Source organism: Desulfotignum phosphitoxidans DSM 13687 (assembly GCF_000350545.1).
GTDB lineage: Bacteria > Desulfobacterota > Desulfobacteria > Desulfobacterales > Desulfobacteraceae > Desulfotignum > Desulfotignum phosphitoxidans.
This window is the reverse complement of sequence record NZ_APJX01000002.1, coordinates 561,753-578,664: the sequence shown is the minus strand read 5'-3', so window position 1 is coordinate 578,664 and position 16,912 is coordinate 561,753. Positions and strand designations below refer to the sequence as shown.

Sequence of the window (16,912 nt, the reverse complement as noted above, 5' to 3'; positions counted from 1 at the left end):
TCGGGATGTGGCTCAGTCTGGTAGAGCACAGCGTTCGGGACGCTGGGGTCGGAGGTTCAAATCCTCTCATCCCGACCATTTTTCCTCAAGATTTTTCCTGTACTACACGCACAGCATTTTTTTATTACTCACCGCTTTTTTATTTTATCCCACCACCTGATTCAAACCCTAACAAGGGCCTGTCCGATTCCCCCTTTCTGCTTGTTTATTTTGGCTGAAAAAAGGTCACGTCCACGGGGGATGTCAGGATTTTGTTCCGGTACAAAATATCGAAAAACCGGGTCATGGCCTGAATTTTGGGGGCATCCATATCACAGAACAAATGCTGGTAATAGGTGCCGACCAAAGATGCCGGCAGCCCCAGCTTGGCCTGTCCCGCGGCAATGACGGCATCCAGATGGTCGTATCCGGATTTCCGGCTGGCCCATAACAGTTCCAGGGCCCGGGTCACGGTGTTCGGATGCGCGGCTGCCACTTGTTTTCGCACGGCCCACACGGCAAATACAAACGGCATTTGTGTCATATCATGCCAGATTTCGCCCAGATCAAAGCAGAAAGCAAACCGTTGATCCCAGGGCTGGGTCAATGCCGCATCCCCGATGACCAGCACGGCATCCACATCCGATGGAATCTCATCGATATTACCCACATCTTTGGTTATATATCTGGGTGTCACGCCGCGCTGGGCAAATATCATTTTCATGAACGAGGCGGCGGTGGCGGATTCCTTTGTCAGCATCACGGTTTTTCCGGCAAGCGCATCCAAAGGGAGATTGGAAGCGCACAACACACTCATCACGGGTCCGTGACAGGAGATGGACAGATCCGGCAAAAGCAGCAAAGATTCATGATTCATGGCATAATGGGCGGCGGATATGGGGCTGAGATCCACGGAACCATCCATGATCTGCCGGTTCAGGGCGGCCGGCACATCCGTTACCAGCGTGAGCCAGGACGGGGCCAGGCCGTGATCCAGGCCGTAATATACGGGAGACGCATTGATATAGCTGATTCTTCCCATACGAAGATTAACATGTTCCATAACAGATTACCTTTTCCAGCACCTGGTTTCGGGAAGATACCCCCGTATCCAGATAAATGAATTCAGATTGTTTTCCCGGAGAAAGCGTACCGAACCGATCTGCCAGTCCCAGGGCACTGGCCCCGTTTTTCGTGGCCATGGCAAAAATATCGGCCGGTGACACCTCCGGACAAAGATGCCGCACAAACGCCATTTCATCAAACAGAGACAAAGATGCGCAGGATGCCAGGCTGTCCGTGCCCAGTGCGGGTCTTAAATGTCGTTTCAACAGGGCCGGAATATCGGGAATCCGGTTGTGCAGGTTTTGATTGCTTCTCGGGCACAGGCAGATACCGGTTTGGGTGTCTGCCAGCAGATCCAGGTCCGTGTCCAAGACCTGGAGCAGATGAACGGCCAGGGTATGGGGTCCCAGGATACCCAGATCCTTGAGATACGTTACCGGGGTTTTGTTGCCCACGGGCCAGTCTTTTGGATCAATGCCTCTTTGAATCAGAAAATCATGCCAGGATCGGTTATTCCCTTTAATAAACCGCATCTCGGCATCGGATTCCGCCACATGGATGGAAAAAACAAGGCCTGCTTTTTGGGTGCGATTTTTCAGATATTTCAGCAGATCCGGGGATGTGGTGTGGGGGGCATGCCCGGCTGCGGAACCAGACAATGGAAAATCTGCCGCCAGATCCGGCGCTGGATATCCGGTTCCCAGATATTCCTGGAACCACACCCCGGCCATGCCCTGGTCGGTGAGCAGCGACCGGGTGAGACCTAAGGTGGAGACCTCTCCCACCAGACCGGTGCCCTGCCCCGGCAATGCCTGAACCGCGTGACGGGCCGCCCGGATCAGGGCAGACGCGCCCAGGGAGTCCCGTGCTGTGAGCAGGGCCTTCACCCAGGGTTCAAATCCCTTTCCCAGAGGCAGGCGGTGGGCCAGGGCCGACAGTTCCAGGTGCATATGGGCATTGACCAGGGGCGGCATCAAAATCCCGGGGCCGCAGTCCGTCACGGATGGCCCGGACGGAACGGTGTCCAGCACCGCAGTGATCCGCCCGCCTGCCACGGCAATGCCGGCATTTTCCAGAATGGTCCAGGGATCTTTGATCACCCATTTGGCTTTGAAAACCGCCGGTTCATTCCCGGCCCGGATATATTGGATACGGGGGTCCGGCACAAAGGTTTTTCCAGGTGTGTTGTATGAGGTCATGCCGGGTTGTAGAAACAGTCCCGCTGGCGCGGGGTGAACCCGGCCGTGGCAATGAGCCGCTGCAATGATTCAAGGGGCATCATGAAAGATACCCCGGCTGCGGCCACCACGTTTTCCTCGATCATGGTGGAGCCCATGTCGTTGGCCCCGAAAAACAGGGCGGTCTGGGCGATTTTATCTCCCTGGGTCACCCAGGAGGCCTGAATATTGTCCATATTGTCCAGAAAAATCCGGCTCAACGCCAGCACTTTGAGGTATTCCACCCCGGTTTTTTTCTCCACCAGAATCCGGGTGTTCTTCGGCTGAAACGTCCAGGGAATGAACGCGGTAAACCCGTGGGTGTCATCCTGGAGCTGCCGAATCCGGTCCAGGTGTTCGATCACATGATCCATGGTATCCAGATGACCGAACATCATGGTGGCGGATGACCGCATGCCGGCCCCATGGGCCTGGCGCATCACTTCCAGCCATTCATTGGCATTGCATTTGTTGGGGGACACCTTTGTCCGGATCTCGTCGCACAGGATTTCAGCCCCGCCCCCGGGGATGGAATCCAGCCCCGCCTGTTTCAGGCATTGAATCGTGTCTGCCACAGACATATTGAATTTCTCGGCCATGAAATGGATTTCCGGTGGAGAAAATCCATGGATGTGAATCCCGAATTCCTGTTTGATGAACCCAAGCATGTCAGTATAAAAATTTAAGTCCAGATCCGGGTTCATGCCGCCCTGGAGCAGAATCTGAGTGCCGCCCAGATCCAGGGTTTCCTGAATTTTATCGGCCAGATCCTTCCGGGAGATCACATATCCCCCACTGGCGCCGGGAGATCTGAAAAATGCACAGAACCGGCACCCGGACACACAGATATTGGTATAATTGATATTTCGGTCGATGACATATGTCACCACGGGATCGGGATGTAAATGACACCGTTTTGCATTGGCAAGCTGGCCTAAGGTCAACAGGTCCGCCTGTTTGAACAGGATGCCGGCTTCGTGTGTATCGATTCGCTGATGATCCTGTATTTTTTCGATGATTTCAGATAATTCATTCATTGTTCAACGACCTGTACGGGTTTTGGGATTGTAAAAAGAATCCCGCTGTACCGGCTCAAAACCGGCTTTGCGGATCATGTGCTCCATCTGTTCCCGGGTCAGCCCCTTGGCGGAACTGGCCCCGGCCGTGTGGGTGATGCGCTCTTCAATAATGGTGCCGTCCAGGTCATCGGCCCCGAAGCTTAAAGCTACCTGGGACAGCGGTTCTCCAATCATCACCCAGTAGGCTTTGATATGATCGAAATTGTCCAGCATCAGCCGGGCCGCTGCCACGGACTTAAGATCATCCACGGCCGTGGTGGGCGGCAGTTCAGGCATTCGGGTATTTTTTGAATGAAATGCCAAAGGCACAAATGCGGAAAATCCATGGGTTTCATCCTGGATTTCCCGCAGGGTGATCAGATGGTCCACCCGTTCTTCAATGGTTTCGATATGGCCGTACAGCATGGTGGCATTGGTGGTGATGCCGGCCTTGTGAACGGCTTTGACGATCTCAATCCACCTTGTGTGATCGATTTTTTTAGGAAACAGGGCATCATGAATTCGGGTATTGAGTATCTCAGCCCCGCCCCCGGGCATCATATCCAGACCGGCCTCTTTAAGGTGCGCAATGGTTTCATCCACGCCCAGGCCGGACAACCGGGACAGATAATCGATCTCCACACAGGTGAACGCCTTGATGGCGGCATGGGGCCGGATCTGTTTCACGGTTTTCAGCAGATCCATGTAATAATCAAATCCCAGCGCCTCATTGAGCCCGCCCACGATATGCAGTTCATCCACAGGTTCATCGATCCGGTCCATCAGCCGTCGGGAGATCTCCTCTATGGACCAGGCATAGGCACCGGATTCCTGCCGGTCTTTGGCATATGCACAGAATCGGCACCGGTTCTTGCAGATATTGGTGTAGTTCAGATGCTGATTGTATACATAAAAAGCCGTGTTGCCGTGCCGGGCGCATCGGGCCGCATGGGCGATCTTTCCTGCGCCCAGCAGATCCCGTGTCTGGTAAATACAAATCCCGTCTTCCTTTGAAAGACGGGTTCCCTGTCTGACCTTGGCATAAATCGGCTTGAGCCGTTCATCCATAAATATCGGGTCCATCAATGCCTCTTGTGCGTATTTGTATCATCAGGCCTGCTCGCTCTGATTGATTTCATTGATCATGTCCGCAATGTTTGCGGCCAGCTGTTCCACTTTTTCGCTGCTGCGTTCCCGGATGTCCACCATTTTTGGGGGCGATGTCTTTGCCATGGATAACTTATCCGGCCCCGGTCGGGTTTCAGGGTCTTCTTTCTGATGGCTGAAAATCGAATCGATTTCTGTTGCAAACTGCAAAAACGCTTTTCCCGCCGGGGCGTTGATATCCTCTAAAACCACAGGCACCTGATGATCCATGGCCCGGATCACGGTATGATCTTCCGGAATCCGGGTATGAAAAACCAGATCCGATAACCGGTTGAAACGCGTTTTTTCCGGAAAGGCCTGAATATCTGATGAATTTTCACAGGCATTGACAACAAATCCTGCGATGCGCAATGGGGTATGATGAATTTTCCGGATATAATGGATCAGCTTGAGCAGACACTGGCAATCCGTGTCTGACGTTCGGTGCAAACGGATGGGAACAATGAGTCCGTGTCCCGCCGTCAGGGCCATCATATTTAAAAACCCGAAACCAGGCGGTGCATCCAAGATGATATAATCATATAGCGAACCGACTTGTTGATGCAGCATCTGTTTCAACAGGGCGGGGCCGGCCGCTTTTCCGGACAGGGACCGGGCCGCAGTAAACAGGTTGAAATCAGCCGGAACCAGGTCCAGCCAGGCAAGACGGGTTTTTACGATGGCATCTGGAAAAGACGTCTTTTTTTTCAAAACCGATGATAAACTGCGGCCATGGGCTGCATCGGTTTTTCCCAGCCATGACGTGGCACTTGCCCTGGGATCGCAATCGATGATCAGCACTTTTTTTTCATACAATGCCAGTGCCGCACAAAGATTGACGGCCACGGTTGTTTTACCGATACCGCCGGTCACACCTGAAACTGTCAAAATCGTCCCCATAATTTATCTTATGTAACACAATTTGAAAAAAGATCAATCCCCATCCTTGATGTCCGGTTGAAATAATCGCACAAATATATGATACTTGATTTTTTTTACGCCCACGGCTCACAGGAGGTCTTTTAAACTTGGTCCTCACATCTGAAACCCGGAACCGGGTTCAGGCATACCTGGATTTTCTGGTGGTGGAAAAAGGATTGTCCCCAAACAGTCTGACTGCCTATGGCACGGATTTAACCCGGTTTCTGGATTTTCTGGAATCCCAGCAGATGTCATCTTTGGATCAGGTGGATCTCACCGTAATCCTGGCATGGCTGGTTCACTTGACCCGCAGCGGCCTGGCCCCCAAATCCCGGGCCAGACACCTGATCACTCTCAGGGGACTGTTTCGGTTTTTAGTGACTGAAAAATATCTGTCCATCAATCCGGTCAAAGAAGTGGACATCCCCAAATCCGGCCGGTCTCTGCCCGAAATCATCACCATCCCCGAGGTGGCCGCACTGCTGGACACCATCGATACCACGCATCCCAGAGAGCTGCGCAACGCCGCCATGCTTGAAGTCATGTACGGGGCCGGGCTCAGGGTATCTGAACTCATCTTCATCAAGATCCAGGATGTGAATCTGGATGCCAACCTGGTGCGGGTGACAGGCAAAGGAGACAAGGAACGGATGGTGCCCATCGGCACCAAGGCCGCCGACATCACCCGCCAGTGGAAAGACCGGGGACGGCCCCGGATGCTCAAAACCCTGAACAGTCCCTACCTGTTTGTGGCCCGGGCGGGAAAACCCATGACCCGCCAGGGATTCTGGAAAATCATCAAAAAATACGCGGTTCAGGCCGGCATTTTCCGCAATGTCACCCCGCATACCCTGCGGCATTCTTTTGCCACCCATCTGCTGGAAGGCGGGGCTGATCTCAGGTCCGTCCAGACCATGCTGGGGCACACGGATATTTCCACCACCCAGATTTATACCCATATTTCCAGAGATTATCTGATGCGCATGCATCAAAGATATCATCCCCGGCGGTAAGGTTTTTCAAGCCGGCAACAGGTCTTGATTGTTCCAGCGGGTTTATGGTAAGACAGGCGGTCAATACCACCTTAACACCCGATATGGAAAATCAGCTTATGACCCGACCGGACCCTGTCAGATCCGCCCTGTTTCAGATATCCAGGCCCATTTTTGTCACAAAAAAAAACAACGGGCCGCACATGTCCCATGACCTGCCCGGTCCGCGTTCAGGAAAAGCAGAAACATCCCAAGCGCTTCCTTTTGATGCGTTTGCACCGGCAATCCCTTTGTCTGCGCTGGGAGATCCCACATTCACGGCCCGGCACCATCTGAAGTATCCTTATGTGGCCGGGGCCATGGCCAACGGGATTGCTTCCGTGGAAATGGTACAGGCCATGGCAAAAAACGGGATGATCGGTTTTTTCGGGGCCGGCGGGCTGTCTTTATCAAAGATTGAACAGGCCGTCATCACCCTGACGTCCCGATTAAAAGACGCACCTTTTGGTTTTAACCTGATCCATTCCCCGACGGATTCAGACCTTGAAACCGCCACCGTGCAATTATACCTGAATCACGGCATCCGGCGGATCAGTGCCGCCGCATTCATGCGCATGACCCCGGCTCTGGTTTATTATCGAATTAAAGGGCTTCACAAAGACAAAAACGGACAGGTGAAAGCCCCGAATCAGGTGGTTGCCAAGGTTTCCCGGATCGAGGTGGCCCGGCAGTTTTTCGCACCCCCGCCCCGGAAACTGGTACACCTGTTACTGGAAAAAAAATGGATCACCCAGGAAGAAGCGGATCTGTCCCGGTGCATTCCCATGGCCCAGGATTTGACGGCCGAAGCCGATTCCGGGGGACATACGGACAACCGCCCGGCCCTGGCCCTTCTTCCCACCATGCTGGCCTTGAAACAACAGTGTATGGATGAATATCATTATACGGATCCTTTGTGTGTGGGACTGGCCGGCGGCATTGCCACGCCGGAATCCGCGGCCGCAGCTTTTGCCATGGGTGCGGCCTATATCCTCACGGGGTCCATCAATCAGTCCTGCGTGGAAGCGGATATCAGCGATGATGTAAAAACGCTTCTGTGCCAGGCGGAACAGGCGGATATGGCCATGGCTCCGGCAGCCGACATGTTTGAAATCGGTGCCCGGGTCCAGGTGTTGAAACGCGGGACCCTGTTTGCCATGCGGGCTGAAAAACTGTATCAGTTGTACCGGACCCATGCCCGGTTTGAAGATATTCCTGAAAAACAGCGCCGGGAAATTGAGACCCAGTTGCTGAAAACTGATTTTGAACGCGCATGGCAGTCCACTCGCGCGTTTTTTGAATCCAGACACCTGCCGGCACAGATACAAAAAGCCCAAACGGACCCCAAACACAAAATGGCGCTGGTGTTCCGTTCCTATCTGGGGCAAAGTTCCCGCTGGGCCATCCAGGGAATACTGGAACGTAAAATGGATTACCAGATCTGGTGCGGCCCGGCCATGGGCGCATTCAACCAGTGGGCAAAAAACAGTTTTCTGGCTGGACCGGAACACCGGAAAACCGCTGATCTGGCGTTGAATCTGCTGTTGGGTGCCAGTGTCACCCTTCGGGCCATGATGCTGAAAACCCAGGGTGTGGTCCTGCCCCCTTCGGCCACGGCCGTCCATCCCATGAAAAAAACCGACATTCTGGCTTTGGCCGGATCTTTGCCTCAAACCGATTCCATGGCAGCGGATCCCATGTAAAAGTTTTGTCAAATCCTTTGTCATCGCATGATTTCTTTGTATCAGATCCGTATATTTCGCAATAAACCCAAAAAAATCTTAGGTTGATACCAGCGTTTATGACACAGCAAATAAAAAATACCGACATCGCCATTATCGGCATGGGGTGCATCTTTCCCGGATCCGTCAACCTCAAGGCGTTCTGGCACCTGTTATACCAGGGTGTGGACGCCATTGAGCCGATCCCGGCAGATACCCACTGGCCCATTAAAGACTATTTTGATGAAGATCCATCCCGGCCGGACCATGTATATTGTTCCCGGGGCGGATTTATTCCGAAAATCAATTTTGATCCCACGGTTTTCGGCATCCCTCCCAACAACATCACCGCCACGGACACGGCCCAGCTGCTGGGACTTCAGGTGGCAAAAATGGCGCTGGAAGATGCCGGGTATCCCAAAGAACACCCGTTTCTTTCCTCGGCCCGGGTCAATGTGATTTTAGGGGTGACGGGCACCCAGGAACTGGTGATTCCCCTGGGCGCCAGACTGGGATATCCCATCTGGGAAAACGCTTTGGACGATGCAGGTATTTCACCGGAACAAAAAGACAGGATCTGCCGTAAGATTCAGTCATCCTATGCCTCCTGGCAGGAAAACTCTTTTCCCGGACTGCTGGGCAATGTGGTGGCCGGCCGCATCGCCAACCGGTTCAACCTGTCCGGCACCAACAGTGTCAGTGATGCGGCCTGTGCCAGTTCTCTGTCTGCACTGCATTCCGCGGTCATGGAACTGTCCGCCGGCAAATGCGATATGTCCATCACGGGCGGGGTGGACTGCCTGAACGATATTTTCATGCACATGTGTTTCGCCAAAACCGGGGTGTTGTCCCATACCAGTGATGCCCGGCCTTTTTCCAAAGATGCGGACGGCACTGTTTTAGGGGAAGGCATCGGCATGCTGGTGCTCAAGCGCCTGCATGACGCCCGGAAAGCCGGGGACCGGATCTATGCGGTCATCAAGGGGGTGGGCACTTCCAGTGACGGGAAAACTTCCGCTATTTATGCGCCGGATGCCGCCGGCCAGATCAAAGCACTCAAGGATGCGTATCACCAGGCAGATATCGATCCGGTCAGTGTGGGTCTGGTGGAGGCCCACGGCACGGGGACCCGGGTGGGGGACAAGGTGGAATTCACGGCATTGAACGCCTGCTTTACCCCGGAAACAACCCCTTCAAGGATTGCCATCGGATCCGTGAAATCCATGATCGGCCACACCAAAGCCGCTGCCGGGGCCGCCGGGATCATCAAGGCCGCACTGGCCCTTCACCACAAAGTGATCCCGCCCACCCTCAAAGCCCAGGATCCCGACCCGGACCTTGCCATCAACCAGTCTGTTTTTTATCTCAACCACCGGTCCAAACCCTGGGTTGCCGGCACAAACGCCATGACTCCCCGCCGGGCCGGTGTGTCCGCGTTCGGTTTCGGGGGCAGCAATTTTCATGTGGTGTTAGAAGAACAGACGTCAAAGAAAACCCATGTTTCCTGGGACGGCTCCGTTCAGATCGCCGCATTTTCAGCCAATGACACCACCACGCTGCTGAAAAATCTGGAAACCTTTAAAAACAGTCTTATGCCCGATTTTTCACCGGATGATGAAGAAATGCAGCATCTTGTTTCCCGGGCATGTGCCGACGCCAGGAACACCTTTGACACCCGGGATGATTTTCGCCTGCTCATGGTCCTGGAGAAATCAGATGATCCCGTTGCGTTGACAGCAAAGGCCCGGGATCTGGTTGAACAAAAAAAACCGGGTGCCGGGCCCATATATTTTGAATCCGGCCCGGTCCAGGGAAAACTGGGGTTTCTGTTTCCCGGGCAGGGCAGCCAGTACCCGGATATGGGCAAAGACCTGTTTGCCGCTTTTCCTGAAGCCATGGCCGCGCTGGATTTGGCACAGGACATCTTCAAATCCCATTCCCCGGACCCAGTGGATCCGGCCACCCCTTTTCCGGATCTGGCTGAACTGATGTTTGCGCCGCCGTTGTATGCCCAGGAAAAATCCGTAACGGAATCCCGGCTCAGACAAACCCATGCGGCCCAGATGAGCATTGGGGTGGTCTCCCTTGCCATGATCCAGGTGCTCAAACGGTTCAATGTCCTGCCGCACATGACCTGTGGCCACAGTTTCGGGGAACTGCCGGCCCTGCATGCCGCCGGATGGATGGATGACACCACCCTGCTGAACCTGGCGGCCGTCCGGGGAAAGCACATGGCCCATGCCCGTGACACGGGAACGGACCGCGGCAGCATGCTGGCGGTTCAGGCCCCTTTGACCGACATTGAAACCTGGATCAAGGACCGGTTTTCCGACCTGGTGCTGGCCAACCAGAACAGCCCGGATCAAGGCGTATTGTCCGGCCCGACTCCGGCAATTGACCAGGCCGTGACATGGTGCCGGAAAAACAAGATCCGATGCGTCAAACTGCCCGTGGCAGCCGCGTTTCACAGCCGTCTGGTGGCAGATGCCGCGGCCCCGTTCCACGAATTTGTGGCGGGTCAGTCCATTGCCCCCACAAAAGTTCCCGTGCTGTCAAATACCACAGGGACCTTGTATGACACCGATCCTGACACAGTTAAATCGCTGTTGGGGCATCAGCTCATGCACCCGGTGTGTTTCAAGCAGAACATTGACACCATGCACAACAAAGGCGTGCGGTTTTTCATGGAGATCGGTCCCAAAACCGTGTTAACGGGGCTGACAAAAAAAATACTGGCATCGGATCCAGTCACTGTGATTGGACTGGATGGCTCCAGCGGGAAAAAATCCGGGCTCACGGATCTGGCCCATGCGTTGTGTCATCTGGCAGCCAAAGGCTTTGCCGTGGATTTGACCCCATGGGAAGACCCCGTGCCGTCACCGGCCGTGAAACGTATGCGCATAAAACTATCCGGCGCCAACCCCAAACCCGTGGTTGAAAAAACATTGCCCCGGCCTTTGAATCATTCTGAACCCCGGACGGGATGTTGCGCCAGCAACGCCGATGTCCCCTCTTTGAACAGTTCTGCCCAAACCATAAAACAACACCGGCCGGAAACAACTCCGGCGGATCAACAAGGACCTGTTATGCCCCCGTTGTCATCATTTTCACCTGCCCCGCAACAAAAATCAAACACAAAGGCCTCCGCCCGGTCCGGGGCAAATACCGGACAGGCCATGCACCTGGTTCACAAAGGGCTTGAAGCCATGCAGGCATTGCAGGCCCAGACCGCCCGGGCCCATGAAAAATTTCTGGATACCCAGGCCCGGGCCACCCAGACCCTGGCAGCCATGATGTCACACACCCGTGAATTTGTGGACGGTATTTCTCCGGTGCCGGACACTAGTCCTGTGATGCCCCGGCCGGCGGACATTCCTGCATCCCAGCCGGTGAACAGCCCCGCACCCCAGCCGGCGGACAACCAAGCTTCCCGGCTGGCAGCGCCTTTGCCGGAGCAGCCCCCCTTGCGTGAAAAAATGAATACCACCGCTTCTCCCCGGCACACGCATTCAGACCCGCCCGTGACTGCGGCCCCCTCCCCGGCCCGGGCGTCCGCAAAAATTCAGTCTGTTTTGTTTGACATCGTGAGCCGCCTGACCGGATTCCCCGAAGAAATGCTGGAACCGGACATGGACATTGAATCGGATTTAGGGGTGGATTCCATCAAAAAAGTGGAAATCATTTCCGAACTGGAAAAACAACTGCCCGACACCCGGGGCCTGACCACGGAAAACATCGGCACGGCCAGAACCCTGGCCGATATCTGCCGGGCCATTTCATCCGCAGGTTCTGAAACATCTGATGCGCCATCTTTGGACACCGTGTTTTCCGACACACCGGGCTCATCTGAATCTGATATGCCTGAGTCTGACACACCTGAATCTGATACATCTGGACCCGCTGCCGGGGCTGCTGCCGGAACCGATACCCAGACCGCTGGGACGTCGTGTTCAGGCCCGAACTCTGATTCCCGGGTGATGGATGTGATTGTCACCATCATCAGTGAACTGACCGGGTTTCCCCAAGAAATGCTGGAACCGGGGATGGACCTGGAATCGGATCTGGGGGTGGATTCCATCAAGCGGGTGGAAATTTTATCCCGGCTGGAACAAACGCTGGGAGACACGGCATCCCGACTGTCCGGAGATGACATGGCCGGGTTGAAAACCATCCGGGACATGGTTTCCTTTCTGGATCAGGGCCCGTGTTTGCCGGAACCTGAGGAAAAAAAAAACGCTTCATCCGGGGATGATGCCCCAAAACCGCCTGAAAACCCGGATTTGACCCGTCAAACCATCCATCTGGAAAAGATTTCCATCCAGCAGGTCCGTTTTTTTAACGGCTCAAAAATCCAGGTACCAGACACGGGAAAAATCTATATCACCCGGGATCAGGCCGGCATGGCCGACCCGTTGATACAGGCATTTCACAAACAGGGCCAGAACGCGGAACTCCTGGATTTTTCATCTGAAAACATCCCGGATCTGACCGATGCCGCCGGCCTGGTGATTGTCCAGAATCAATTGTCTCAGACGGACACGGCTAACGCCATTGCATTTTTAAAGACCGCGTTTGCCCTGGTCCATAAAAACGGCCGCCATCTTCAGACCTCTGCCGCGCAAAAAGGGGCATTTCTGGCCACCGTCACCTTTTCCGGCGGGGGGTTCGGGATTCCGCCCTACGGGTTTGACACCCTGCCTGAGTATGGGGGCCTGGCCGGTCTGGCCAAAACAGCGGCCCTGGAATGGAAAGACGTGCTGTGCCATGCCCTGGACCTGCCCAATGATCCAAAGGCTTGGGTTGAATGCGCAGATGCGGCCGCTGCATTGATGATGACCCAGGGACCCGTGGAGATGGGGCTGGGCAGGGAACATTGCCGTATTCCCACTTTGGAGACGGTACCCGTCCAACCGGGCCGTTTGAACTTTTCACCCCATGATGTGGTGGTGATCACGGGCGGTGCCAGAGGGGTGACGGCCGCCTGTGCTGAAGAGCTGGCAAAAACCGGTCCCTTGACCCTTGTTTTGCTGGGAAGATCCGCCCCTCCCTTTGATGAACCGGACTGGGCAAAATCCCTGTCTGATCCGGGTGAATTGAAAAAAGCGATCCTCACCCATGAATTTGCCGGAAAAAAGCCCACCCCGGCCGACCTGGAAAAAAGATTTCAAGCCATTTGTGCCAATCGCCAGATTCAGCAGACCCTGGCAAAAATTCGGTCCCATGGATCCGAAGCAGTGTATGTTTCCACGGACATTCGGGAGCCCGAAGCGGTAAAGGCTGCGCTGGATCAGATCCGCAGCCGGTTCAACACGCCCATTGCCGGAATTATTCACGGGGCCGGCGTGCTGGAAGACAAATGGATTGTGGATAAACATCCGGACCAGTTCAACCGGGTGTTTGACACCAAAGTCGACGGATTGAACGCATTGATTCAGGCCACACAGACCGATCCGTTGAAATATATGATCGTGTTTTCATCCATTGCGGCCCGAACGGGAAATCCGGGCCAGTGCGATTACGCCATGGCCAATGAAGTGCTCAACAAATGCATGGGGGACATGGCTGCAAAAAAACCCGACTGCAAATGCCTGGCCATCAACTGGGGGCCCTGGGACGGGGGCATGGTTCATGACGGGCTCAAACAGGTGTTTGCCAAAAAAGGGGTGGGCCTGATTCCCATATCCGCCGGTGCCCGGCAGCTGATCCGGGAGATGGCAAACCCGGAGCCCAATCACACGGAAATTGTCATTACGGCGCCGACAATAGATCTGAAACAGAAAAAACCCCCGAAGCTGTCTTTGGTCAGCCAGATGGTGATCAGCCGTAAAACCGTTCCCATCATCACATCCCACCGGATCAATCATGAACCCGTGGTACCGTTTGCCCTGATGGCTGAAATCATGGCCCATGCAGCGGAAAAAAACCATCCGGGTCTGGTGTTGACCGGACTGGATGACCTGCGGCTGTTAAAAGGCATCCGGCCTGGAAACCGGGACGTCCGGCTGGCCGTGAACGTCAGCCGATGCACCTGCACGGATACCCGATACCTTGTTTTCGTGTCTTTGACATCTGTGTCTGACGACAACGATTGTGTCACCCATGCCACGGCCGTGTTGAAAAACACCCTGCCGGACCCGCCCGTGTTATCCGGCAAAAACCGCATGGACTTAAGCCCCTGTCAATTGAGCGTAAAAGCCGCATATGAAACCGTTTTGTTTCACGGCAAAGACCTTCAGGCCATTACCGCGATTTCCGGCATCTCTGACAAAGGGATCGAAGTGACGGCCACCATGGCCCCTTCCCCGGACCACTGGTTTGAAACGCCCCCCCAAACCGGCTGGACCACGGACCCGCTTTTGGTGGATGCCGCGTTTCAGGCGGCCATCCTCTGGACCTGGGAAACCCGGAAACAGGTTTGTCTGCCCAGCTTTGTGGCCGGACTCCGGATTTATTCCTCGTTTCGGCAAAAGCCGGCTGAAAATGCCGGCATCCATATTCTGTTTACCGTCAATGAAAACACGGACCATCAGATCAAGGGGTATTTCACCTTTTTTGACGATCTTGGCAATGTGACAGCCAGTATCATGGGATTTGAAGCCGTGGTGGACACGGCCCTGCATGACAAGTTCAAACCTGAACCGTTGTTTGACAAAAAAGCCATCCTGGCCTTTGCCCAGGGAAACCCGTCCGACGCATTTGGTGCCAGATACCAGATTTTTGACAAAGACCGTCAGATCGCCCGCCTGCCCAGGCCCCCTTATTTTTTCATGGACCGGGTGTTGACGGCGGATCATGTCCCCTGGCAGATGCAGCCGGACGGATGGATTGAAACGGCATACGATGTGCCGGCCGATGCCTGGTATTTCACAGCCAATTACACCCGTACCCTGCCGTTTTGCATTCTGCTGGAGATCGCGTTGCAGCCCTGCGGTTGGCTGGCTGCCTATGCCGGCTCCGCACTGCACAGTGAGGACAGGCTGCATTTTCGAAACCTGGGCGGCACGGCCCGATATATTCAAGAGGTGTCCCGGGATGCCGGCACCCTTTTGGTCCGGGTCCGGATGACCGATGTATCCAAGGCCGGAGACATGATTCTTCAGTCATTTGACATGCAGGTGAGCAATCATGGTCAAACAGTCTATGAAGGCACCACCCGTTTCGGATTTTTCACGGCCCAGGCCCTGGCCAGTCAAAAAGGCATCCAGAACTGCGCCCTGGTTTCCAACACACCCGCTGTGCCCCGGGAACCCTTTAAAGTATTTCCATCCATTTCTCCCCGGACACCAGCGGATCTTTCCATGGGCCCGGACACGGGCATGCCCGGGGATGCCCTGCGCATGATCGATGCCATTGAGGTACTGGATCCCTCCGGCGGTAAATTCAACCATGGATATGTCCGTGCCAAAAAAACCGTGGATCCCAAAGAATGGTTCTTTGACGCGCATTTTTATCAGGATCCGGTCTGCCCGGGATCTCTGGGCATTGAATCGTTTTTGCAGACATTGCGGTATTATTTACTGGAAACCTTTTCCATGGACCCGTCCACCCATGCCGTGTCACCGGTTTTGGGGGATACCCATGAATGGGTGTACCGGGGGCAGATCATCCCGACCCACAAAGAGGTCACCATTCACACCCATATCCGTCAGGTATCACAGGAAAACGATATCTATGCGGCAACGGCGGACGGGGCCCTTTGCGTGGATGGCCGGGTGATCTATGAAATGAAAAATTTCGGACTGGCCTTTGCGCCCGTGGGGCTGAAAAAAACCGGGGATCACCTGACCCGCATTTTTGCACCTGTATAGATATCTGCATCCGGGGCCAGGTTGTTCAACTGGCGCAGCCGGTCAACGGTGATGTCGTATTTCTGGGAAATACGCCACAGGGTTTCTCCTTTTTGAACCGTATGATACAACGCCTCCGTCTCAGCGGTCTGCGCCGGGGCCGCGGGTTTTTCAAGGGCCTTTTTTTCTTTAATTTCCGGACTCGCCGTAAGGATGGGCGCTTTTGCCTCGGTCAATTGTTTTTCCAGACCCGCCACCTGCCGGGTCAATGTATCCACTTTAACCTGAACGCCGGACTCCAAAGCAGCAACCTGTCTGCGGATCTGTGCCAGGGCCGCATCCATATCCGTGTTTGGACGTGCGGCTTTGTCCGCGATCACAGCCAGTTTAGCGTCCATTTTTGAGGTCAAGGCGGCAAGGGATTGTTCCAGGGCTGCCAGACGGGTTTCCATCTCCTGAATCCGGCTGGTTTCAGGAGAAGACGATGTCTGTTCGTTTCGGGATCCTGATGACAGAAAAAAAACAAAAAACACGATCAGGGTCACGATCAACGCGCCGGCAATAATCAGGGTGGTATCGTTTTTTTTAAACATCGACGTGCTGACACCCCAGGGGCCGGCACTGGGTTCCGCTTTTTTCCGGTTGGTATTGGTCTGGGTGGTGGGAATTTTTGAGGCGGGTTTTTCCTTTTGTTTCATTTTTCTCTCCTCACCTGTGACATCAGGTTGTCCAGCGTTGTCAGATGGTGTGTGGTCCACCATAGTTTTAACCAGTCTTCGACCAGAGCGGTCAAACGAATTTTACTGTTTACGGGTTTTTTTTCTGCCAAAAGGGTTTCCAGCCGGCGGCACGCGGCCAGCACGCCCGTGTCGTTTCCCTGAAAGTTTTCGTCCAGCTGTGTATAGATATCCAGTGCCTGCCTGTAATACCCTTGGGCTTCATAGGTTTTTGCCAGTTCCCGGGTATGATACGCATGGTCCATATCCA

10 protein-coding genes and 1 tRNA gene are annotated in these 16,912 nt (G+C 54.5%); 4 read left to right on the top strand and 7 right to left on the bottom strand.

Features of this window, described 5'->3' with window-relative positions:
- Nucleotide 1 precedes the first annotated feature (1 nt).
- Nucleotides 2–78 (top strand) — tRNA-Pro (locus DPO_RS07185).
- A gap of 127 nt (nt 79–205) precedes the next feature.
- Here DPO_RS07185 and DPO_RS07180 read toward each other — a convergent pair.
- The 5 genes from DPO_RS07180 to DPO_RS23800 are packed head-to-tail and all read right to left on the bottom strand — an operon-like array spanning nt 206 to nt 5,353.
- Nucleotides 206–1,042, bottom strand: coding sequence for a menaquinone biosynthetic enzyme MqnA/MqnD family protein (locus tag DPO_RS07180; RefSeq protein ID WP_006965117.1), 837 nt, complete (start codon nt 1,040–1,042; stop codon nt 206–208).
- The gene (locus tag DPO_RS07175; protein WP_040011612.1) at nt 1,029–2,210 is read right to left on the bottom strand and encodes an amidohydrolase family protein; all 1,182 of its coding nucleotides are present in this window, start codon (nt 2,208–2,210) and stop codon (nt 1,029–1,031) included. The genes DPO_RS07180 and DPO_RS07175 overlap by 14 nt, the downstream gene beginning before the upstream one ends.
- Nucleotides 2,211–2,239: 29 nt before the next feature.
- On the bottom strand, nt 2,240–3,298 hold the full coding sequence (gene mqnC, locus DPO_RS07170; protein ID WP_006965113.1) for a cyclic dehypoxanthinyl futalosine synthase: 1,059 nt from the start codon (nt 3,296–3,298) through the stop codon (nt 2,240–2,242).
- Between the two features lie 3 nt (nt 3,299–3,301).
- Entirely contained in the window at nt 3,302–4,402 is a 1,101-nt protein-coding gene (gene mqnE, locus DPO_RS07165; RefSeq protein ID WP_006965111.1) for an aminofutalosine synthase MqnE, read from the bottom strand.
- 27 nt (nt 4,403–4,429) lie between these two features.
- A complete protein-coding gene (locus DPO_RS23800) occupies nt 4,430–5,353 on the bottom strand; it encodes a ParA family protein (RefSeq protein WP_051069351.1) in 924 nt (307 codons plus the stop codon).
- Nucleotides 5,354–5,493: 140 nt separating this feature from the next.
- Here DPO_RS23800 and xerD point away from each other — a divergent pair, with 140 nt between their 5' ends.
- The 3 genes from xerD (at nt 5,494) to DPO_RS07145 (ending at nt 15,946) form a co-directional block, all read left to right on the top strand.
- Nucleotides 5,494–6,399 carry a site-specific tyrosine recombinase XerD gene (gene xerD / locus DPO_RS07155; RefSeq protein ID WP_006965109.1) on the top strand — a complete coding sequence of 302 codons (906 nt, stop codon included), beginning with the start codon at nt 5,494–5,496 and terminating at the stop codon, nt 6,397–6,399.
- 98 nt (nt 6,400–6,497) lie between these two features.
- The gene (locus DPO_RS07150; RefSeq protein ID WP_051069356.1) at nt 6,498–8,120 is read left to right on the top strand and encodes a PfaD family polyunsaturated fatty acid/polyketide biosynthesis protein; all 1,623 of its coding nucleotides are present in this window, start codon (nt 6,498–6,500) and stop codon (nt 8,118–8,120) included.
- 98 nt (nt 8,121–8,218) lie between these two features.
- The gene (locus DPO_RS07145; RefSeq protein WP_006965106.1) at nt 8,219–15,946 is read left to right on the top strand and encodes a type I polyketide synthase; all 7,728 of its coding nucleotides are present in this window, start codon (nt 8,219–8,221) and stop codon (nt 15,944–15,946) included.
- Here the strand turns inward: DPO_RS07145 and DPO_RS25810 are convergent.
- Both DPO_RS25810 and DPO_RS07135 read right to left on the bottom strand, forming a co-directional pair.
- Complete coding sequence (locus DPO_RS25810) at nt 15,916–16,623, bottom strand: LysM peptidoglycan-binding domain-containing protein (RefSeq protein ID WP_006965104.1); 708 nt, start codon at nt 16,621–16,623, stop codon at nt 15,916–15,918. The genes DPO_RS07145 and DPO_RS25810 overlap by 31 nt on opposite strands.
- Nucleotides 16,620–16,907, bottom strand: coding sequence for a hypothetical protein (locus tag DPO_RS07135; RefSeq protein ID WP_006965102.1), 288 nt, complete (start codon nt 16,905–16,907; stop codon nt 16,620–16,622). The genes DPO_RS25810 and DPO_RS07135 overlap by 4 nt, the downstream gene beginning before the upstream one ends.
- Nucleotides 16,908–16,912: the final 5 nt, after the last annotated feature.

Coding starts and splice junctions, on each gene's coding strand:
- DPO_RS07180 (WP_006965117.1), bottom strand. CDS start 1,042: ATGGAACATGTTAATCTTCGTATGGGAAGAATCAGCTATATCAATGCG.
- mqnC (WP_006965113.1), bottom strand. CDS start 3,298: ATGAATGAATTATCTGAAATCATCGAAAAAATACAGGATCATCAGCGA.
- mqnE (WP_006965111.1), bottom strand. CDS start 4,402: ATGGACCCGATATTTATGGATGAACGGCTCAAGCCGATTTATGCCAAG.
- DPO_RS07150 (WP_051069356.1), top strand. CDS start 6,498: ATGACCCGACCGGACCCTGTCAGATCCGCCCTGTTTCAGATATCCAGG.
- DPO_RS07145 (WP_006965106.1), top strand. CDS start 8,219: ATGACACAGCAAATAAAAAATACCGACATCGCCATTATCGGCATGGGG.
- DPO_RS25810 (WP_006965104.1), bottom strand. CDS start 16,623: ATGAAACAAAAGGAAAAACCCGCCTCAAAAATTCCCACCACCCAGACC.
- DPO_RS07135 (WP_006965102.1), bottom strand. CDS start 16,907: ATGGACCATGCGTATCATACCCGGGAACTGGCAAAAACCTATGAAGCC.